Source organism: Bacillus sp. N12A5, from assembly GCF_026790125.1.
In the GTDB taxonomy this organism is placed as follows: Bacteria; Bacillota; Bacilli; order Bacillales; family Bacillaceae; genus Bacillus.
On record NZ_JALAMR010000005.1, the window covers coordinates 51,514 to 71,501 of the forward strand.

27 protein-coding genes are annotated in these 19,988 nt (G+C 42.4%); 9 read left to right on the forward strand and 18 right to left on the reverse strand.

What is annotated here, in order from left to right; genetic code table 11:
* Positions 1-6 precede the first annotated feature (6 nt).
* The 4 genes from MOC09_RS06165 to ilvA all read right to left on the reverse strand — a co-directional run bounded on the left by MOC09_RS06165 (position 7) and on the right by ilvA (position 3,182).
* Positions 7-774, reverse strand: a complete 768-nt coding sequence (locus MOC09_RS06165) for an SGNH/GDSL hydrolase family protein (RefSeq protein ID WP_268369922.1) — start codon at positions 772-774, stop codon at positions 7-9.
* A gap of 77 nt (positions 775-851) precedes the next feature.
* Entirely contained in the window at positions 852-1,433 is a 582-nt protein-coding gene (gene scuA, locus MOC09_RS06170) for a cytochrome c oxidase assembly accessory protein ScuA (protein WP_268360543.1), read from the reverse strand.
* Positions 1,434-1,575: 142 nt separating this feature from the next.
* Entirely contained in the window at positions 1,576-1,827 is a 252-nt protein-coding gene (locus tag MOC09_RS06175) for a YpmP family protein (protein ID WP_003218212.1), read from the reverse strand.
* A gap of 86 nt (positions 1,828-1,913) precedes the next feature.
* On the reverse strand, positions 1,914-3,182 hold the full coding sequence (gene ilvA, locus MOC09_RS06180; RefSeq protein ID WP_268360542.1) for a threonine ammonia-lyase IlvA: 1,269 nt from the start codon (positions 3,180-3,182) through the stop codon (positions 1,914-1,916).
* 248 nt (positions 3,183-3,430) lie between these two features.
* Here ilvA and MOC09_RS06185 point away from each other — a divergent pair, with 248 nt between their 5' ends.
* Positions 3,431-4,426 carry a sigma 54-interacting transcriptional regulator gene (locus tag MOC09_RS06185; RefSeq protein ID WP_268360541.1) on the forward strand — a complete coding sequence of 332 codons (996 nt, stop codon included), beginning with the start codon at positions 3,431-3,433 and terminating at the stop codon, positions 4,424-4,426.
* Between the two features lie 20 nt (positions 4,427-4,446).
* Positions 4,447-5,088, forward strand: a complete 642-nt coding sequence (gene trhA / locus MOC09_RS06190; protein ID WP_268360539.1) for a PAQR family membrane homeostasis protein TrhA — start codon at positions 4,447-4,449, stop codon at positions 5,086-5,088.
* A 32-nt stretch (positions 5,089-5,120) separates the two neighbouring features.
* Here the strand turns inward: trhA and MOC09_RS06195 are convergent, their stop codons facing one another.
* The 11 genes from MOC09_RS06195 to MOC09_RS06245 form a co-directional block, all read right to left on the reverse strand.
* Positions 5,121-5,741 (reverse strand): lysophospholipid acyltransferase family protein, encoded by a 621-nt coding sequence (locus MOC09_RS06195; RefSeq protein ID WP_268360536.1) that lies wholly within the window; start codon positions 5,739-5,741, stop codon positions 5,121-5,123.
* Entirely contained in the window at positions 5,742-6,248 is a 507-nt protein-coding gene (gene dfrA / locus MOC09_RS06200; protein ID WP_268369924.1) for a dihydrofolate reductase DfrA, read from the reverse strand.
* A complete protein-coding gene (locus MOC09_RS06205) occupies positions 6,245-7,039 on the reverse strand; it encodes a thymidylate synthase (protein WP_268360533.1) in 795 nt (264 codons plus the stop codon). Before MOC09_RS06205 ends, dfrA begins: the two co-directional genes overlap by 4 nt.
* An 82-nt stretch (positions 7,040-7,121) precedes the next feature.
* A complete protein-coding gene (locus MOC09_RS06210; protein ID WP_268360532.1) occupies positions 7,122-7,655 on the reverse strand; it encodes a phosphatidylglycerophosphatase A in 534 nt (177 codons plus the stop codon).
* Between the two features lie 17 nt (positions 7,656-7,672).
* A complete protein-coding gene (locus MOC09_RS06215) occupies positions 7,673-8,287 on the reverse strand; it encodes a YpjP family protein (RefSeq protein WP_268369925.1) in 615 nt (204 codons plus the stop codon).
* A gap of 276 nt (positions 8,288-8,563) precedes the next feature.
* Positions 8,564-9,331, reverse strand: coding sequence for a class I SAM-dependent methyltransferase (locus tag MOC09_RS06220; protein ID WP_268360530.1), 768 nt, complete (start codon positions 9,329-9,331; stop codon positions 8,564-8,566).
* Between the two features lie 40 nt (positions 9,332-9,371).
* The gene (brxA, locus tag MOC09_RS06225; RefSeq protein WP_268360529.1) at positions 9,372-9,806 is read right to left on the reverse strand and encodes a bacilliredoxin BrxA; all 435 of its coding nucleotides are present in this window, start codon (positions 9,804-9,806) and stop codon (positions 9,372-9,374) included.
* 106 nt (positions 9,807-9,912) lie between these two features.
* Positions 9,913-11,589: a dihydroxy-acid dehydratase gene (gene ilvD, locus MOC09_RS06230; protein ID WP_268369927.1), complete on the reverse strand. Its 1,677-nt coding sequence runs from the start codon at positions 11,587-11,589 to the stop codon at positions 9,913-9,915.
* 293 nt (positions 11,590-11,882) lie between these two features.
* Positions 11,883-13,016 carry a conserved virulence factor C family protein gene (locus tag MOC09_RS06235; protein WP_268367216.1) on the reverse strand — a complete coding sequence of 378 codons (1,134 nt, stop codon included), beginning with the start codon at positions 13,014-13,016 and terminating at the stop codon, positions 11,883-11,885.
* A gap of 59 nt (positions 13,017-13,075) precedes the next feature.
* Entirely contained in the window at positions 13,076-13,684 is a 609-nt protein-coding gene (locus MOC09_RS06240; RefSeq protein WP_268362335.1) for an HD domain-containing protein, read from the reverse strand.
* 13 nt (positions 13,685-13,697) lie between these two features.
* Positions 13,698-14,180, reverse strand: coding sequence for a glutathione peroxidase (locus MOC09_RS06245; protein WP_268362337.1), 483 nt, complete (start codon positions 14,178-14,180; stop codon positions 13,698-13,700).
* A 359-nt stretch (positions 14,181-14,539) separates the two neighbouring features.
* On the opposite strand from MOC09_RS06245, the gene metA reads away from it, so the two are divergent.
* From metA to cspD, 4 genes are all read left to right on the forward strand, one after another.
* Positions 14,540-15,445, forward strand: a complete 906-nt coding sequence (gene metA, locus MOC09_RS06250) for a homoserine O-acetyltransferase MetA (protein WP_268362339.1) — start codon at positions 14,540-14,542, stop codon at positions 15,443-15,445.
* A gap of 230 nt (positions 15,446-15,675) precedes the next feature.
* Positions 15,676-16,824: a diglucosyl diacylglycerol synthase gene (locus tag MOC09_RS06255; protein WP_268362342.1), complete on the forward strand. Its 1,149-nt coding sequence runs from the start codon at positions 15,676-15,678 to the stop codon at positions 16,822-16,824.
* Between the two features lie 82 nt (positions 16,825-16,906).
* The gene (locus MOC09_RS06260; protein ID WP_268369929.1) at positions 16,907-17,053 is read left to right on the forward strand and encodes a hypothetical protein; all 147 of its coding nucleotides are present in this window, start codon (positions 16,907-16,909) and stop codon (positions 17,051-17,053) included.
* 15 nt (positions 17,054-17,068) lie between these two features.
* A complete protein-coding gene (cspD, locus tag MOC09_RS06265) occupies positions 17,069-17,269 on the forward strand; it encodes a cold-shock protein CspD (RefSeq protein ID WP_003153604.1) in 201 nt (66 codons plus the stop codon).
* A gap of 51 nt (positions 17,270-17,320) precedes the next feature.
* Here cspD and degR read toward each other — a convergent pair whose 3' ends face one another.
* A complete protein-coding gene (gene degR / locus MOC09_RS06270; RefSeq protein WP_268362343.1) occupies positions 17,321-17,503 on the reverse strand; it encodes a transcriptional regulator DegR in 183 nt (60 codons plus the stop codon).
* 157 nt (positions 17,504-17,660) lie between these two features.
* On the opposite strand from degR, the gene MOC09_RS06275 reads away from it, so the two are divergent.
* The gene (locus MOC09_RS06275; RefSeq protein ID WP_268362345.1) at positions 17,661-17,930 is read left to right on the forward strand and encodes a DUF2564 family protein; all 270 of its coding nucleotides are present in this window, start codon (positions 17,661-17,663) and stop codon (positions 17,928-17,930) included.
* Between the two features lie 28 nt (positions 17,931-17,958).
* Here the strand turns inward: MOC09_RS06275 and MOC09_RS06280 are convergent, their stop codons facing one another.
* Together MOC09_RS06280 and MOC09_RS06285 are read right to left on the reverse strand one after the other, a co-directional pair.
* The gene (locus tag MOC09_RS06280; RefSeq protein ID WP_268369931.1) at positions 17,959-18,141 is read right to left on the reverse strand and encodes a zinc-finger domain-containing protein; all 183 of its coding nucleotides are present in this window, start codon (positions 18,139-18,141) and stop codon (positions 17,959-17,961) included.
* Positions 18,134-18,814: a ribonuclease H family protein gene (locus MOC09_RS06285; RefSeq protein WP_268362350.1), complete on the reverse strand. Its 681-nt coding sequence runs from the start codon at positions 18,812-18,814 to the stop codon at positions 18,134-18,136. The genes MOC09_RS06280 and MOC09_RS06285 overlap by 8 nt, the downstream gene beginning before the upstream one ends.
* Positions 18,815-18,896: 82 nt before the next feature.
* Here MOC09_RS06285 and MOC09_RS06290 point away from each other — a divergent pair, with 82 nt between their 5' ends.
* Positions 18,897-19,586, forward strand: coding sequence for a queuosine precursor transporter (locus tag MOC09_RS06290; RefSeq protein WP_268369933.1), 690 nt, complete (start codon positions 18,897-18,899; stop codon positions 19,584-19,586).
* Positions 19,586-19,984: a reverse transcriptase-like protein gene (locus MOC09_RS06295; RefSeq protein ID WP_268362351.1), complete on the forward strand. Its 399-nt coding sequence runs from the start codon at positions 19,586-19,588 to the stop codon at positions 19,982-19,984. Before MOC09_RS06290 ends, MOC09_RS06295 begins: the two co-directional genes overlap by 1 nt.
* The last annotated feature ends 4 nt before the right edge of the window (positions 19,985-19,988 follow it).

The following is a 19,988-nucleotide window of genomic DNA, read 5'->3' on the forward strand; positions in this document are numbered from 1 at the left end:
GTCACCCTACTCTTTCGGTAATCCTTCTTTTTTTATGGCTTGATAGACGCGCTTGGCAATAAGAGAATAACCCGTACCGTTGGGATGAAAATCATCTTCCTCAGAAATTCGGCTGCTGTCACTTTTTTGATTGAACAAGTCTGCTATGTGAATGATTTTTGCATGTTTATCTTTTTTCAGCTCTTTTTCAGCAATATGGTTCCAATCAGTGACGACTCCGTTTATTTCATTTAATTCAGATAACGTAAATGTAAACGGATTATACATGCTGACATAAATCAGCTCAGCGTGATCATTCAGCTCCCGGATTTCCGAAATGATTTTTTCAAAACGCTCTTCGTACGGCTTTTCCGCTTCCTGAAACGGTTCAACGGTTAATTGCAGAAAGTTTTGGCGAAGGATTTTCATCAAATCATTACCGCCAATTGTAAAAAAGACATAATCTGCGTCCTTTATGCCTTTTTGAACCTTTTTATCTTTTAGTTTCTTTAATAAATCATCCGAACGGTTTCCTTTTACGGCATAGTTTTTTACGTCTACCGTTTTCACTTGTTTGTCTGACCGGATAGAATCCGCCACCTTGCCGACGTATCCCTTTCCGTCAGGATCTCCGACACCTTCTGTCAGCGAATCTCCGACAGCCGCAATGACAATGTGCTCTTTCGTTTTCGGTTCATGGGCTTTTTGTTTTCCCTCAGATGCTGTACGAATACTGGTACAAGCAGTAAGAAGCAAAATCAAACTGGCCATGAGTGAAAAAATGCGCAGCTTCAATCTTGTTGCTCCTTCCCATTCTACTAGTGGAAAGTGTATCATGTTTTAGAAGATTTGCAAATGCCTAGTCTCCGAGCTTACTTGAGTGTCCTGGCTGCCTTTACATCGGCGATGATATCCTCGTACGGTGTATTTTCCACTCCATTGTAATCTTTCAGCACCTTGCCGTCAGGGCCTACCAAATAAAAAGAAGATTGATGAATGACTTGGTCCTCTCCCTCCGGTTTCTTCACAATGGCTTTGAAGCTCTTAACCGCGAACTCCTCAATGTCACTCTGGCTGTATCCCGTGAGGAAATCCCAGTTGTCAAAAGATAATGGATAATTTGCGGCGAATTTTTTCAGCTGTTTTGGCTTATCGTTTTCCGGGTCAACACTAAAGGATATGATGCGGACATCTATATTTTCGGCTTTCAGTTTTTTTTGCAGTTCCGTCATATGAGCGGTCATTGGAGGACATATGGTTTCACAATTGGTAAAAATAAAATCCGCCAGCCAGACTTCTCCTTTTAAACTCTCTAAAGAAACATTCTTGCCGTCTTGGTTTTGAAATGTAAAAGGCTCCACTTCGTAATTGAGCGGATCTTTAATCTGTTGTCCTCCGCAGGCACACAAAAGCAGAAGAAACAGCCCTGCCGTTAACCCCTTGATACCCTTCATGACATTCACCCTTTCCAGCGAGCATACAAACCCATTCTTACCTGATGCGTCCATGCTTGTATTCGATACCTGGCAAAAAAAATCCTGCATGCCTCCCAATCCTACAAATACAAAGGGAGGACACACAGGTATCAACGGCCAATCACGCGTTGTGCTTTAACACCTCTTGATGAAAAACAGCCTGGTAATCTGCCCATTTCATCCGGCGCTTCATATAATGTCGGAAAGAATACACTTTTGCCCTGCTGTTTGATGAAAACACTTCTTTTAAGTAGAACTGCAAATGGTGATGTAACATAAAGAAATAGTGTTCATCTTCCTTTAAAACAGGTATTTCTGTCACTTTCACCTGAATCCCGTCACTGCGTTTGAACTCTAGGCTTTTGAGTAACAAGCTATCAATCCTCTTTTTTTGTTTTTCTTCTATTATATACAATGCCAGCAAGGCTGTCTGTCATTTTGCGCGATTGTGTGAAAAAATTAGATCAGTAAATGGAACAAGTCCTCATCCTTATTCACTTCTACATAATGAAACGCTTTTTTGTTCATCCGTTCGATCAGCGGCCCATAGTCAGCCTTGTTCTGCAGCTCGATGCCCACAAGAGCAGGCCCGTTGCTTTTATTATTTTTCTTCGTGTATTCAAACCTTGTAATATCATCAGTAGGTCCGAGGACTTCGTCAAGAAATTCGCGGAGCGCACCAGCTCTTTGGGGAAAATTGACGATAAAATAATGCTGAAGTCCCTCAAAAATCATGGACCGCTCCTTCATTTCCTGCATTCTTCCAATATCGTTATTTCCCCCGCTGACCACACACACTACGTTTTTGCCTTTAATTTCATCCTTGTACAAATCGAGCGCCGCGACAGATAGAGCACCAGCTGGTTCAGCAACAATCGCACATTGGTTATATAATTCAAGAATGGATGTACATACTTTCCCTTCAGGCACTAGAAGAATGTCATCCACGACCGCTTCCAGCGTCTGGAATGTTTCTTCCCCGATTTTTTTAACAGCTGCTCCGTCAACAAATTTATCAATTTTATCAAGTGTGACGACATGCCCGGCTTTGTTTGATTCAAAATAGGATGCCGCACCAGCCGGCTCAACAGCAATTACCTTTGTATCAGGAGACACATTTTTCATATATGTCCCTACCCCTGAGAGAAGCCCTCCGCCTCCGACACTTGCAAAAAGAAAATGCGGCTCTGTATCAATATCGTTTAAAATCTCGACTGCCAGCGTTCCCTGTCCGGCCATCACATCCGAATCATCAAACGGATGGATAAACGTCCGGGATTCTGCCTCACAGCATTCAACTGCGCTATTATACGCATCATCAAACGTATCACCTGTCAAAATAATATCAATAAATCCTTTTCCGAACAGTTCAACTTGAGACACTTTTTGTCTCGGTGTTGTAGACGGCATAAAAATTTTTCCGTGAATGCCAAGATGTTTACACGAGAACGCTACACCCTGAGCATGGTTTCCGGCACTTGCACATACAACTCCATTCTCAGTCTGCTCGCCGGAAAGCTGTTTCATTTTATGATAAGCCCCTCTGAGCTTAAAAGATCTGACAACTTGCAAGTCTTCACGTTTCAAATAAATATTGCATTCATATCTCTCAGAAAGTCTGTCATTTCTTTGCAAAGGTGTGTGAATCACAACATCCTTCACGTTTTGATGAGCCTTCAAAATGTCTTTCACTTGGATGAGAGAGTTTTCTTTAAGCAACGGTTTCATGTACAGATTCCTTTCTTGTTTTAAATCCCTATTTAATATGCCATTATAACACGAATATTCAAAAAATAAGACAATTATTTTTATTTAATAATTAAAAAAATACAGACTATGTCCATCACTTCTTGTGGTAACTTCTGTTCAACCATTATCCTGCAGCACCAAGAAAAAAGATGATCATAAAATAAAGGGTGTTTTCAACCAAAAGGCATGCTATAATGAAACCAATTAGAACCAAAAGGAGCCAATTGATGAATAGAGCACCAAAACTCAATACATTTCAACAACTAATCGGAGAACATCAAACTTTCCTGGAAGCGAAGCGAATCGCCAAGCAGTTCTCGTTATCGGAGCTCCCTGTCTTAATAACAGGAAAAATCGGAACAGGCAAAAATCACTTCGCACATGCCATACACTTGGAATCTTCGAGAAGCAATGAACCGTTTATAAGCGTCAATTGCAGCACCCATTCGGAAGAAACCCTTAATCATGAGCTTTTTGGCCCTAACGGAGACACAGGTGTTTTTCAAAAAGCGGTACGAGGAACCCTTTTTCTTGATGATGTATGGCGCATGCCTTCTTCTGTACAAGCTCAGCTGTTAAAAGCGCTTGATTCAGACACGGAGAAGCCGCGAATGATCTGTGCTTCTGCAGACGGGTGTGCGGAACATACATTCAGGCAAGACTTATATTACAGACTGAACATTTTAACGCTCACCCTTCCCGAATTATCGGAACGAAAAAGCGATATACCGCTTTTGACACAGCATTTTCTCTCACATTCCGGCCGGCTATTGTTAATCGATCCCTCCGTTTTTCCGGTGCTTGAGAAGCATACATTTGCAGGCAATGTCAGGGAATTAAAAAATGCTACAGATTATATGGCGGCAGTAACAAGCGGAGGAACGATTTATCCATATGACCTACCGCCGTATATTAGGGGCGCGATAGACGGAAAAGCGTCGAAGAAAAAAGCGAAGCTGCTGACTTTAATGGAAAAAGCCGAGTTTTTGTTTATTTTGGAAACCATAAAAGTGTTAAACGAAAAAGGAGAACCAGCCAGCAGACGGATCATTTCTGAACACAGCAAAAATACCCAAACCTCCTTGACTCCGCAGCAGGTCAGAAGCCGTCTCGATTATTTGGAGAAAAAAGATTATGTCACAAAAAGCCGAGGACGCGCCGGCACTAAAATTACGTTAGAGGGCTTGAGCTTTTTAGATACGCTGAAAAATCAAATGATCTAGCGATCGAAAGGAGAATGCACTTGTTTACTATCAAAGAAGAGATCGCCAATGCAATTACACATGGCATTGGTGTGCTCTTATCTATACCTGCACTAGTGTTTCTGATCATATTTGCGGCTCATTACGGCTCCGCATGGGATATTGTCAGTTTTACGATATTCGGTGTCTCTATGCTGCTGCTTTATCTAAGCTCTACACTGCTCCACAGCATCACACATAAAAAGACGAAGGATATTTTAGAGATTATTGATCATAGCGCCATTTACGTTCTGATCGCCGGAACCTATACGCCTTTTTTGCTTGGGCCGCTGAAAGGCACACTCGGCTTTACCCTGCTGGTTATCGTATGGTCTCTTGCCCTGGGGGGAATCGTATTTAAGATTTTCTTCGTGAAACGCTTTATCCTTTTGTCAACTTTCGTGTATTTGATCATGGGGTGGCTGATGATTATCGCCGTTAAACCTTTATATGCTTCGCTGAGCGGAGCAGGATTCAGTCTTCTTTTTCTCGGCGGCATTTTATACTCTGTCGGAACCATTTTTTATATTTGGAAAAAGATCCCCTTCCATCACGCCATTTGGCACAGTTTTGTATTAGGCGGAAGCGCTGCGATGTTCTTCTGTGTGTTGTTTTATTGTGTGAATGTGCCGTTCATTTCGTAACAGAAAAGCGCAGTCTAAAAGACTGCGCTTTTTTATGCACGTAATTGTTTTTCATTTGCAGGTATATAGGCTTTTGAAAATGACAATTCAATATCTGCCGGTTTTAAACGTTTAATTAACGATCCCTTTTGCAGATCATCCGTTCCTTTCGTTTCCACCATCACCAACGGAAGATGATAACGGGCCGCAAGTTCTGCAGGATCTATAGAACCATCTAATGACAGAATCAGGCTTTGCCCTTTTTCCAGCTGTTTTGTCGCTTCTTCATATACCTTCTCTGAACTGCCGTCTGCAATTATATCCATCCGACTTAGCCATTGCCCGATCAAAGGCAAGCGAAATACTTTAGGATTTGCGATAAAGCCCGCCGGTTCCTCAATATATCCAGCAATTAAAGCCAATTCAGGTAAGCGCAAATGAGGATGCACATATAAAACGGGACCGCTCGGAATGGGCTCAGGCTGATGGATCATCACAACTGAACCGGTGATGCCGATACAGCCCTCAAAAAACGCCTTTGGCTGCTCGTAGACAAGAGTCATCTGCTTTTTGTATGAAAGACGAGGATCAAGCATCGTATGATTAAATAATTGTTTTATATTTTTTAACAGCATATATACAATATAAATCACTAACCAGCTGTAGCGAATCAATTAAAATCCTCCCGCTTCAGAAGAATTCTTTTTTTCATATATTAAAAATTCGTAATCGTACGGGTTTTTCTCGTCCTTTACCCCCTGCTCAGAAGAAACCAGTTTCCAATTGCTTCCATCAAATTCGGGGAAGTGACGGTCACCCTCAAACTTGTGATGAATTTTCGTCATATACAATCTGTCTGCATAAGGGAACAGCGCTGTATAAAGCTGAGCCCCTCCGATGACAAAGCACTCCTCAGAGCCTGAACAAATGTCCAGCACATCCTTTAACGAACTGACAACCGTACATCCCGGAAATTCTGAAGCCGGCGCTGATGTGACGACAATATTTTTCCGGTTTGGAAGCGGACGTCCAATCGATTCATATGTTTTCCGGCCCATTATAATTGAATGGCCTGATGTTACTTTTTTAAAGTATGCAAGATCATTGGGCAAATGCCACGGCAAATCATTGTCTTTGCCGATAAGCCTGTTGGCATCCATTGCAAAAATGAACGAAATCATACGCTGACAGCCCCTTTAATATGAGGATGCGGATCATAATCCTCAATGATAAAGTCCTCAAATGTAAAGTTAAAAATAGAATCAACCTCTCTGGCGAAACGAAGCTTCGGAAGCGGGCGAACGTCCCTTGCCAGCTGCAAATTGACCTGTTCAATATGATTTTGGTAAATATGTACATCACCAAATGTATGAATAAATTCGCCCGGTTCAAGTCCAGCCACATGTGCAATCATCATGGTTAGCAGGGCATAAGAAGCAATGTTAAACGGCACACCAAGGAAAACATCGGCAGAGCGCTGATACAGCTGACAGGACAGCTTGCCGTCAGATATGTAGAATTGGAACAGGCAATGACACGGCGGCAATGCCATTTTATCAATTTCAGCAACATTCCAGGCGCTGACGATTAAGCGTCGGGAGTTCGGATTTGTCTTAATATCTTCAATAAGACGGGAAATTTGATCAACGGTTTCCCCATCGGCTCCCCGCCAAGAACGCCATTGCGAGCCATATACAGGTCCAAGTTCACCGTTTTCATCAGCCCACTCATTCCAAATCCGCACTCCGTTTTCCTGCAGATAGCGTACATTGGTGTCCCCTTTTAAGAACCACAGCAGTTCATGCGCAATTGATTTAAAGTGGAGTTTTTTAGTGGTGAGCATCGGAAAGCCTTCCTGTAAATCAAATCTCATTTGATACCCGAAAGTGCTGATTGTTCCGGTCCCTGTCCGGTCTCCCTTTTTCTCACCATGCTCTAAAACATGTCTGCATAAATCCTTATACTGTTTCATTTTTTTCATCCTTTAAAAGTAGTCTTCTAGTAGTGTAACACAATAAAAAATCATTTCTGAACCCAGAAATGATTTTTTTTAGTTAGCTGATGACAGGCTTTTCAACCTGTTCCTTTTCTTCATCCTGCAGATCCTGATGCGTATGCGCAATTCTGCTCGCAGCTGCTGCCGCTAGTGCTGCCACAATATCATCCAAAAAGGTATGGATACCGTCTGCACTTTCATCAAGCTCCTTAATAATTCCAATCTTCTCTTTATCAAGATAACCGAAGTTGGTCAAGCCGATCGACCCGTACACATTAACGATTGAAAGAGGGATAATTTCATCTATGCCATAAAGCGGTTCATCTGTTTCAACAAGGTGCTGCAGCGGTTCAGGAAGCAGTTTCTGCTCAGCAAGCTGATCAAGTGCAAGGCCTGTTAGGACAGCATGAATAATTTCACGTTTGTTCAGCACTTTTTCTACATTTTCCATACAAACACTGAGCGGCAGATTTGGGTTGTATTTTTCCTGAAGTTTTTGAACAATCCGCGCAATATCTTCTATCATAACGCCCCGTTTGTTCAGCATATCTTTTGTTATATCAACCATTTCATTCATTGTGTACTTTTTCATGTCTAGTGGCATCTCCTTTACGCACTCATCCAGTTGGGAGGCGTGTTGCGGTCCCAGTAAATGCTCCCAAGCTCATGATGTGATTGAAATCCATCTTCTGCTGTATGATAGTGAAAATTAAACCAGTAGCCGTCATGAGGCGGGTGGTCTCTTCGTACGTGGAATCTGAGTAGATCCTCTCCAGTCGTCCGATTGTAAACGTTGAAAATTTTTTCCGTTTTGCCAGCTGAAGGCTTGCTTGAGATCACCACGTCTTGATATGCCTCATCATCTTGCAATGCAGCTAAATAATCACTAATCACATTTTCGATTTTCGGCAGGATCTCTTTCCGATAGTCATCCTCAATGACAGGAGCGATTTTGCTGCCGAATTTTAAAAAGGACTGATCCTCAGCGCTGTCAAGCAGCTGTTCCTTGTACGATTGAAAAAGCAGTTTAGGGTCTCGCCTGTCTTCCGACTCAAAATCATCGTACAGGTCATGCTCATCATAAAAAGCGGTGTAATCATTCTGCTCTAGACTGCTCGGCTGTCCGGAGGGCTTGTCCGCCATCAGAGCAGCCGGAGGAGATACGAGCCCGAACGTTACAATGGTAAATAAAACCACAAGGGTCTTTCTCATCCACAATTTCATGACTGCTTATTCCTCTCTATTTTATTGTCAAGTTTCTTTTATTTTAACACACCCGAAACATGCAAGTCATATACAATACGAAACTGATTTGCAAATTAGGAGATTCGTTGCTTTGCTGATTGTGTAAAAACGCTTACAATATTCTGTGAAAGGAGGCTTTCTGCATGATTGACGCTCTGTTTGCCACAGTTTCACTTTTAACATTGCTATACTTTGTCGTCATGGAAGTCACCGATTAACACAAAGCCCGTGATTCATCTCACGGGCTGGATTTATTTAAAGCTGAATGACGCCATAATGAAACAGCGCTGTTTTTCTTTTTATAACATTAAATCCAAGCTGTTCAAATCGCGGGCTTTTCCAATGATCTTTTAGCACAACACTTTTTCTGGCTGCGCGCACTGCTTCTTTGATACACACTTCATGCAAAACTGAATCCTCTGCCAAATCCCGTAAAGGCGCGATGCCGTCAGACGTCTCTACAGGCTCATGAAACATTGGATCGAAATAAATCACATCAACAGAGTTGTCAGGAAGCTGCTTCATATATTCAAGGCTATCCCCATTCTTCACTTGGATTCTTCTCATTGCGGCTTGAAGCTCTTCTATGCCTGTTTCCCATGAATGCAGTCCCGCCCTCACCAAAACGGACACAAGGAGGTTTTTTTCAATCCCAATCACAGAACCCGTTTTACCTACTGCCATACTTGCAATAATGGCATCCGAACCCAGCCCGAGTGTGCAATCTAAAAACGTATCCCCTTCCGATAAACCAGCTGCCCGAAGCATCGGCTCTTGTTCACCCCGTAAGAATCGTTTAGCCCTGAACATCGCTGTATTCGGATGAAAAAAGAATTTGCCACCTTGTTTCGTATAAAGTTCAAACCGCTCTTTGCCGACAACAAGCAAATCATGTTCAGCTGACTTCAGGAGGTTTTCAACAGTTTGTTTATTTCGGACGCAGTATGGCATGCCCAGCTCTTTAGAAAGCTGCTTTGCGATTGTTATGGTGTATTCAGTCGGTCTATAGCTTGTTGTTATCATCTTCTGTCTCCAAAAAAGAAAATGCCCGGAAAACGGGCATTTAGCAGTGTGCATCGAAGGCATCGGTCAAATTTTTCATAATCTCTTCCATGTCGTGTCCTTCAATTTCATGACGTGGTATAAAATGTACGACTTCCTTGCCTTTCAAAAGAGCCATTGACGGTGAAGAAGGCTCCTGGCCAGTAAAATACTCACGCATTTTTGCTGTAGCTTCTTTATCTTGTCCCGCAAATACTGTAACCGTATTGTCAGGTGTTTTGTCATGCTGGAGAACTGCCTGTGTTGCCGCAGGACGCGCAAGGCCTGCCGCACAGCCGCACACAGAGTTAACCACTACAAGAGTTGTGCCCTCTGCCTTTTCCATATAGTTTTCTACTTCTTCAGCTGTTGTTAATTCTTCAAAACCCGCTCCTGTCAGCTCGCGGCGCATCGGTACGACAAGCTGGCGCATGTATTCTTCATAAGCCATTGACATAAAAAAAGCCCCCTCTATTATCCTTCATCTGAAGTAAAGGATACTATAGAGAGGGCCGGATTTCAAATGTTCACGCCTTAAAATAGGAGAAAGTGTTTCCCGCCGTCTAGATTTTCATGATACCGCCGGTGTTGGCGCTTGTCACCAGTTTAGAATAACGGGCCAAGTAGCCGGTTTTCACCTTTGGTTCAAAGCCTTTCCAGTTCGCTTTTCGTTTTTCCCATTCTTCCTCTGACAATTGGACATCCAAGATGCGTTTTTCAATATCAACGATGATATGGTCTCCGTTTTCAACAAAGGCAAGCGGTCCGCCCTCTGCCGCCTCCGGTGATACGTGGCCGATTGAGAGGCCTCTGGAGGCTCCGGAAAAACGTCCGTCCGTAATCAAAGCCACTTTCGGCCCGAGTCCCATTCCAACGATTTGAGATGTAGGCGCAAGCATTTCCGGCATGCCAGGTCCGCCTTTTGGCCCTTCGTATCGGATGATGACGACATCGCCTTCTTTTACTTTCCGGTTGATAATGCCGTCAAGCGCCTCATCCTGAGAATCAAATACGACAGCCGGCCCTTCATGTCTCGTAATTCCGTTCTGCACGCCGCCCGTTTTAATGATAGCGCCGTCTGGAGCAAGATTGCCGAATAAAACAGCAAGGCCGCCCTTTTCAGTAAATGGTTTATCCAGCGGATGGATGACGTCATAATCCTTTACTTCATGTCCGGCAATGGTTTCTCCTAGTGTTTTTCCTGTAACAGTCAGTGCGTCTAAATGAAGCGCCCCTTCTTTCTTGGAAAGCTCATTCAGCGCCGCTGACACGCCGCCCGCTTCATGAAGATCTTCAATAAACACATCTGAAGCAGGCGCCAGCTTGGCCAAATGCGGAACGCGCTCAGCGACTTCGTTAATGCGTTCTAAAGAGTATTCAACACCGGCTTCGTTTGCCAGAGCGAGTGTATGCAGAACGGTATTTGTTGAACCGCCGAGCGCCATATCGAGCGCAAACGCGTTATCAATTGCTTTTACTGTAACGATGTCACGCGGTTTGATATCTTTGCGAATGGTTTCCATTAATTGCGCTGCCGATTTTCTGACAAACTCTTTTCGTTCCGGTGATGTCGCGAGAATGGTTCCGTTGCCCGGCAAAGCAAGGCCAAGTGCTTCGGAAAGACAGTTCATTGAGTTCGCCGTAAACATTCCAGAGCAAGACCCGCACGTTGGGCATCCGAACTGCTCTAGTTCTTGTAGTTCGTTTTCATTGATTTTTCCGGCTTGGTAAGCGCCTACCCCTTCGAATACTGAGGAAAGGGAGATTTTTCTCCCGTCGCTTGTTCTTCCCGCCGCCATCGGTCCGCCACTGACAAAAATCGTTGGAATGTTGATGCGCATTGCCGCCATAAGCATTCCCGGTGTGATTTTGTCACAGTTTGGAATACAGACCATTCCGTCAAACCAGTGTGCGGATACGACTGTTTCCACAGAGTCCGCGATGATTTCACGGCTCGGCAGCGAATATCTCATGCCGATATGCCCCATCGCGATGCCATCATCTACTCCGATTGTATTAAATTCAAACGGTACGCCCCCAGCTTCTCTGATTGCTTCTTTTACGATTTTCCCAAACTCCTGCAAGTGAACATGACCGGGAACGATATCAATGTATGAATTACAAACGGCAATAAACGGTTTGCCGAAATCCTCTTCTTTTACACCTGCTGCACGGAGCAAACTGCGGTGCGGTGCTCTATCGATTCCTTGTGTGATCATGTTACTGCGTAATTCTGCCATGGTGATCCTCCTAAATAATTTGAATTGTTGGATTGGATTTTATTTTAACAATTTTCAGTTTATTTTTGGGCTGTTTTTACAAAATGATCAAATTCAGGCCGCCCTCCCTGGATTATTTTTTCCTTATGTTTTTTTATATTTATATAACATTCTGTCGATCTGAACCCTCCAACTATTAATATTGTTACTTACTATATATAGTTTTTGCTCATTTTTCAACAATATTCGAAATAATTTTTATAAAAAGTGAATTCACACAAAAAAGGTGCATGATCTGCACCTTTTTCATTTATTTATTCGCCTTTTTTTCTGCTCTCCGTCATTTGTTTCCAAACGGAGCCTTTTGCTTCTTCTCCATGCTCTATGCGCTCAAGCGCCATTTTCACTTGAAGGCTGACCTCAAATTCAGGATCATCTTCGGCAGCGCGCAAAGCTTCGATTGCACTTTCATCGCCGACTTCGTACAGGAACATAGCCGCACGCCAGCGGACAAGCTTGCTGGAGTCGCTTAACGATTTAATCATAGCAGGAATCGCTTGAGGGTCACCGATATCAGACAGGCAGTCTCCGGCCGTTCTTCTCACTGAGACAGCTTTGTCCTCAAGTGCCTTATACAATAAAGGAAGAACATCAGGTGTTTCAATCATTCCTAAATATACAACAGCCTGTCTTCTGATGGACACCTTAGGATCATCCAATGCTTTCTGTAAAACCGGAATATCCTCTTCTTTCGGATCCATCTGCTCTAAATGTGCATAACGCTTTTTCCAGTCCTCATCATCCAGCATGTCAAGCGTTACTTTATACGCTTTGCGCTGTACAGCTTGTTTTGCTTCGCCCTTTCCTTGAGCAGCTGCTTCTGTCAGCCGTTTCAGCCGTTCATCACTGTAAGCGGCCTGAAGCTCTTCTGTCACATCATGACCAATTTCATTGAAGTCGCCGAATCTTACTCCTTGTTCTTTCCAGGCCCGCTCAAACACAACATTTGAGGCTTCAGATCTGAGTTTTAAGATCGCCTGCTGAAAGCGTTCAGGTAACCCGAAGCGCTCTTCCCGCTCCCCATCCGTCAATTTGACCTGCATAGGAATGCCGCTGAACATCTGCACAAAAACTTTCACCTCACCAAAAGACTCCTGGTCAGAGCGGTTTTCTTCAGCACTTTCAGCACTTTCCATCCCAAATGCAGAGCGGACTTGCGGTAAAATGTCTTTCCAGTCGTATCTTGCGTTCCGTTCAACAGCAAGAAAATCAGCGACGTGGTATACACCTTTAACCCCTTCTATTTTAAGGATTTCCGCTATAACAGGCGGTGCACCTTCTGCTTGATCCGGTTTATAGTTATTACTTTTGCCCGCCGGAAGCTCTTCCGTTAAAATAACCTTCATTGTATTCGGGCTTGGCGTAGGTTCAATTGATTTTATCTTCATGATCGTCCTCCTATAGCATATCTGTGACTTATTTTATCATAGTCGCACTAAGCCTTCTATTACGATGTTTCGGCGTCAATCCCTGGAATGTCTTTTTCCAATTGGCGGACAAAATGAAGCATAAAATCATGTCTTTCTTCTGCCAGTTCTCGTGCGGTGTCTGTATTCATCATATCTTTCAGGCGCAGCAGCTTATGAAAAAAATGAGCGTAGGCACTTTGCTCATCCCCATAAAGGCCGTGTCCTTTTGCCCCCGCAAACATGAAAGCTCTCGCAATGCCCACAGCACCGATCGCATCAAGTCTGTCAGCATCCTGTACGGCTTTTCCTTCAATTGAAAACGGCTCCTCCGCCAGCTTTTCCCTGTCTCGAAAGGACATCCTTGTGATAATATCAATCACTCTGTCAGCAGCCTCTCTTCCAACGCCGAAAAAAACGAGCTGATCATATACTTCGCGCACTGAAAGCCTGACCGTGTCAGGCAGCTTGACATCAATTAAATCATGAACCAAAGCCGCCGTTTCAACAATGACCAAATCCGCATTTTCCTGTTTTCCAATATACAAAGCCAGATCGGCAACTCTTGATACATGATGCCAATCATGTCCTGAACTTTCGCCGGTTAGGACAGTTTTAACCCATGCCCTGATCTGCTTCAATTCCTTCACAAAAACACCCTCTTTATTGCTCTAATAGCTTCACAATAGCGTCTTCCAGCTCTTTCGGATTTGTATTTGGGGAATATCGGCCAACGGTTTTTCCATTTCTATCCACTATAAATTTTGTGAAATTCCATTTGATCGCCTTAGTTCCCAGCATCCCTTTCGCATGCTCTGTCAAATACACAAACAGCGGGTGGGCGTTTTTCCCGTTTACCTCTACTTTTGAAAACATAGGGAACGTGACACCAAAATTGGTTTCGCAAAATTCCTGTATGTCTGCCTCATCACCAGGCTCTTGGTTCATAAATTGATTGCAGGGGAACCCTAAGATCTCCAGCCCCTCCTGCTGATATGTATCATATAACTCCTGAAGCTGCTTCAATTGCGGCGTAAAGCCGCATTTACTTGCTGTATTCACGATCATCAATACCTTTCCGGCGAAAGGCTGAAGTGTCATGTCTTTTCCTGTTATTGTACGTACCTTCATATGATATATAGACATGTAAGTCCCTCCTATGTCTCTGCTGCTGATTATTTTACCTTTATTATATCTCAATTCAAAATGTAAACATCAATGATCAGAACCCATAAGAGCAGAGTGTCAAAGGAACCTTACGATATGAGCGGCTGGCCATGCTAAGTTTGGATCAATTTTGTTATCTTAGTCATTCTATATCACTGCGCAATCCCCTTCCCAAGAGATAGGAAAAGCATTTTTAGTGAAACCAAGAGGCCAATCTATGCGTTTTATTTAAAGAGTTTTCTGTTGTTTCCCCATCAACCCTTATAGATAGATTGAAAATTGGCGTGAAAATTTCTATAATGAAGAAAATTAAACGGGGAAATAATGGAGGTGGCACGTTGCCTATTAATATACCAACACACCTGCCGGCAAAACAGGTGCTTGAGAGTGAACATATATTTGTAATGGATGAAAGCAGAGCATTTCATCAGGATATCCGGCCGCAAAAAATTATCATATTGAATTTGATGCCGAAGAAAATCCAAACAGAGACTCAGCTTCTCAGATTGCTTGGAAATTCGCCTTTACAGGTTCATTTTACATTTTTAATCCCAAGCACACATACGCCGAAAAATACTGCACGAGAACACCTTGACGAATTTTATACGACTTTTTCCAATATCCGTCACAAGAAGTTTGACGGCATGATTATCACCGGTGCGCCGATCGAGCATTTGGCGTTTGAGGATGTTTCTTATTGGGAAGAGCTCAAAGAGATTATGGAGTGGAGCAAAACAAATGTCACTTCAACCTTGCATATTTGCTGGGGCGCTCAAGCAGGTTTGTATTACCATTACGGTGTGGAAAAAATTCAATTGCCGAAAAAAATCTTCGGTGTGTTTGAACATAAAGTTCTTTCCAAACATGAAAGATTGGTAAGAGGTTTTGACGAGCTATACTACGTGCCGCATTCCCGGCATACAGATATAAATATGGAGCAGCTGCAAGCAGTGCCCGAGTTAAATATTCTTACAGCATCAAAGGAAGCCGGGGTTTGCTTAATTGTGTCAAAAGACGAAAAACAAGTCTTTTTAACAGGGCACCCTGAATATGATACAAATACGCTTCTTCAAGAGTATGAAAGAGATCTGGAACGAAACCTTTCTACTGTTGAGGCGCCTAAACATTATTTCGCAAATGACAGCAAAGAGCCAGTGAATCGCTGGAAAGCGCATGCCACATTATTGTTTATGAACTGGCTGAATTATTACGTTTACCAAGAAACTCCTTATGAATGGGACTAATTTTTCTTTTTTTAGTGATACGCTGAGCAAAAAATATGATAAAATACATCTGATTCAGTCTGTGTATAACAAAAATTTAAAATACTGGAATCCAAATCTTTTAAAATTAGCTTAATTTTTTCACTGCATTAATAATTCGATTATGTATTTGTGTTATGTTTATGTATAGACAATAACTCCTTACGATGCATGAAGCTTGCTTGTTGTTGATTACATTGAGGTGAATTTACTTGAATACCAATAAAAGAGTATTAATTTTGACTGCAAATTACGGAAATGGACATGTACAGGTAGCCAAAACGCTTTATGAACAATGTGTACGTCTCGGCTTTCAGCATGTAACAGTTTCTAATTTGTACCAAGAGTCAAATCCGATTGTTTCAGAGGTAACTCAGTACCTTTATTTAAAAAGCTTCTCAATCGGGAAACAGTTTTATCGTTTGTTTTATTACGGAGTTGACAAAATCTATAATAAACGTAAATTCAATATTTACTTTAAAATGGGTAATAAACGATTGGGCGAACTTGTTGAGGAACATCAGCCCGATATTATTATTAATACATTTCCGATGATCGTCGTGCCAGAATACAGGCGCCGAACAGGAAGAGTCATCCCTACTTTCAACGTTATGACTGATTTTTGCCTTCATAAAATTTGGGTTCACGAAAACGTGGATAAATATTATGTGGCGACAGATTATGTGAAGGAAAAACTGCTGGAGATCGGCACTCATCCAAGCAACGTAAAAATCACCGGAATTCCAATCAGACCGCAATTTGAAGAATCTTTGCCGGTGGAACCAATATATAAAAAGTACAATCTTTCACCAAACAAAAAAGTGCTTCTGATCATGGCAGGCGCACATGGTGTATTAAAGAATGTAAAAGAGCTGTGCGAAAATCTTGTCAAAGATGATCATGTGCAAGTGGTTGTCGTGTGCGGGAAAAATTTGTCCTTAAAAGAATCTTTAAGTGCGCTTGAAGCAGAAAACGGTGACAAATTAAAAGTTCTTGGCTATGTGGAGCGCATTGATGAGCTGTTCCGGATCACAGATTGCATGATCACAAAACCTGGCGGCATTACGTTGACAGAAGCTACTGCCATCGGTGTGCCTGTCATTCTGTACAAACCCGTGCCTGGACAGGAAAAAGAAAATGCAAATTTCTTTGAAGATCGCGGAGCTGCCATCGTCGTGAACCGTCATGAAGAAATTCTCGAGTCAGTCACTTCCCTTCTTGCAGATGAAGACACTTTACAGCGTATGAAGAAAAACATTAAAGCTCTTCATTTAGCAAACTCCTCTGAAGTGATTTTAGAGGATATCCTGAAGGAAGCAGAAATGATGACAGCCAAACAAAAAGCCAAAGCGCTATCTTAATGATGTTCACAGAGAGCACACGAAAAACCGTGTGCTCTCTTTATTTATATTCACCCATTTATAAAAGCGGTTACATTTTTTTGTGAAACTTGCCCTTCTTTTAAAAAATAAGCAGTTTCGCAACTTGACGGGCGCTCCCAGATGGTGTATAGTTGAACCATCATTTAACAATGAATCAAAGTTAAATGGTGACAAAATTTTTTTTAGCACATGGGTGCTACAGTACTAGGAGGAATTAAGCAATATGCAAAACGGTAAAGTAAAATGGTTCAACAACGAAAAAGGATTCGGCTTCATTGAAGTTGAAGGCGGAGACGATGTATTTGTTCACTTCACAGCTATCGAAGGAGAAGGATACAAATCATTAGAAGAAGGACAAGAAGTTTCTTTTGAAATTGTCGAAGGTAATCGTGGACCTCAAGCTTCTAATGTTGTAAAACTCTAAACTCAATACATGATGATGAGATGACAAATAGAGGAGAGGCATTCGCCTCTCCTATTTGATTTTCATCTGGATTTCAATGGCCAAAATATTTTGTTTGCACCTCTGTTCAATCTCTTCAACACGCTTTTCCATTGACGGCTTCCCTTTTTTCGCAATATCCGCAAGCTCTTCTAAATCACTGTATATTTCTATAAATGTTTTGTGAAGGATCGACTTCAAGTCTTTATCATCCATAGCTGCGTTCCCCTTCTCTGCCAAGATACCTCAAATAGGAAAACAGACCTATTTATTCTGGTTCAATAGTTATATCGGCTTATCTTACATTTTATTTTCTATTTTGGCACATAAATTTCAAAAAAACTCTGCACAATAATTGCGGAGGTGTTTTTTTATGACATCAGAATTCCATCAAGAGGATCAGACTGGATTTACTGATAAGCGGCAACTGGAACTGGCGGTAGAAACAGCGCAGAAAACGACAGGTGCTGCGACGAGAGGCCAAAGCATGACATTGGTCGATTCCGCATACCAAGCCATTGAGGATGCAAGAGAACTGTCACATTCTGAAGAGCTGGCAGCTCTCGATGATCCTGAATTTATACAGCAGCAACAGCAGCTGCTTGACGATTGCCAGCATCAGCTGGATGAATTCAAAGAATAAAAACCGCAGCTTCTGCGGTTTTTATTCTTTAGTGATTAGTTAAGACATCGCCATATGCTTTCAGTTTTTCACCAACCGTACATTTATTAATACAAAATGAATGCGCATAGGTTTTGCCAAATTCTTTGCGAAACTGCTTCTTAATAAAACAGTCCTTGCAATATTCATCGTGAAGTTCTGTCAGTTCTTTAAAAATTGTTTTCTTATCCAATATCGTCATCTCCGTTACGGTCTAATTTCGTGTGGCTTTCTACGAATTGATGGGATAAAATTTTTTTGGCGAGGCCATCAGCTTCCTGATTGTCTTTCCGCTGTATGGTTTCGTAAGTAGGAGTGAGCTTCAGCGATTCAAGCAGTGCTTCTATTTTATCCAGCCATTCATTATGAGACGGATCATAGCAAGGCCAGCTCCCGTCAAGCTGATTCAGCACAACGAGCGAATCCCCTTTGATCGTAATTGAATTTCTGCTTGCCCCAAGCTCTCTTACTTCTCTTATTGCTTCATAAAGAGCCGCGTATTCAGCTTCATTATTTGTTTTCAGCCGGAAGCTTTTATTTTTTCTCAAGCGATGCCGGATTCCTCCCAATGAATAATAAATGACGATTCCGAGTCCAGCCAGTTCGCTCTCCTTATCGAAACTGCCGTCAAAATATACAGTAATGTCATCAGGCTCTTGAGCAAGCTCCTCAGTCAGCTTTTCTAATTCCTTCAGCGTCCAAGTTCCGCCTTTTTCGTCTTCAAACTCTAGTTCTTTCATGTATGGAAAACGGCCAAGTTCTCTGGCAAGCATACGTGCCTGCTGAGCAGTCAGCCAGTCTTCACCCAAAAATGAGACGGTTCCTGTTCCTTTTGCTTCTATCTTCATATGAGGTCTGAGCTTCATTACGATCACCTTACCATTCATTAGTTGCCGGGCTTGTGCTATAATCAAACCAAACTTACCCCGGAAAGGAAGCTTTTTCATTTTGTTTAACAATTCATTTTGGATCATTTTTGCGATCATTCATTTTATCATTGTTCTTTTATTTTATAAAGGATTTGGCAAAATGGGACTGTTTGTTTGGATCGGTTTTGCGACAGTCTGCGCCAACCTTCAAGTCGTCAAAACAGTCGAACTGTTTGGTTTAACAGCGATGCTTGGGAATGTGATGTATGGCACAATCTTTTTTGCGACAGATGTGCTGAATGAAAAATACGGTCCCGCTGAAGCCAGAAAAGCGGTTTGGCTTGGATTCTCAACGCTCCTGACCCTGACATTTGTCATGCAGGGCGTGCTGCTTTTCGAACCGGCTTCCAGCGACATATCTCAAACAGCGCTGGAAACGATTTTCGGATTTCTTCCGCGAGTTGCGTTAGGAAGTCTGCTTGCCTTTATCTTCAGCCAAACGCTGGATGTTTATGTATATTCGGCAATTAGAAGTATATTTCCTTCTGATCGGCTTTTATGGCTCCGAAACGGCGGCAGTACAGCAGTCAGCCAGCTGTTTGATACATTGATATTTACTGGTGTCGCTTTTTTCGGCATTTATCCGGCAGGGGTTTGGCTTCATATTTTTATTTCTACATATTTGATTAAATTTGCGGTATCTTTGATTTCAATGCCTTATGCTTATGCAGCCAAAAAAATGATACCGAATGATGAAAGGAGTTCATAATGCCTACAGAAATATATGTAGACGGCGCAAGCGCCGGCAATCCCGGGCCATCCGGTATCGGCATTTTTATCAAACATGAAGGAAAAGCGGAATCTTTCTCTATTCCTATTGGAATGCATACAAACCAGGAAGCGGAATTTCTTGCATTGATTGAAGGGATGAAGCTATGTGCAACGCGCGGGTATCAATCTGTTTCCTTCCGAACCGATTCAGATATTGTGGAACGCGCTGCTGAGCTTGAAATGGTAAAAAATAAAACGTTTCAACCATATGTTGAAGAAATTACCCAATTAAAAGCGGCCTTCCCTCTTTTTTTCATCAAATGGATTCCGGGCAAGCAAAACCAAAAAGCCGATCAGCTGGCAAAAGAAGCGATTCGGCTGAATGATAAGAATTAAATCT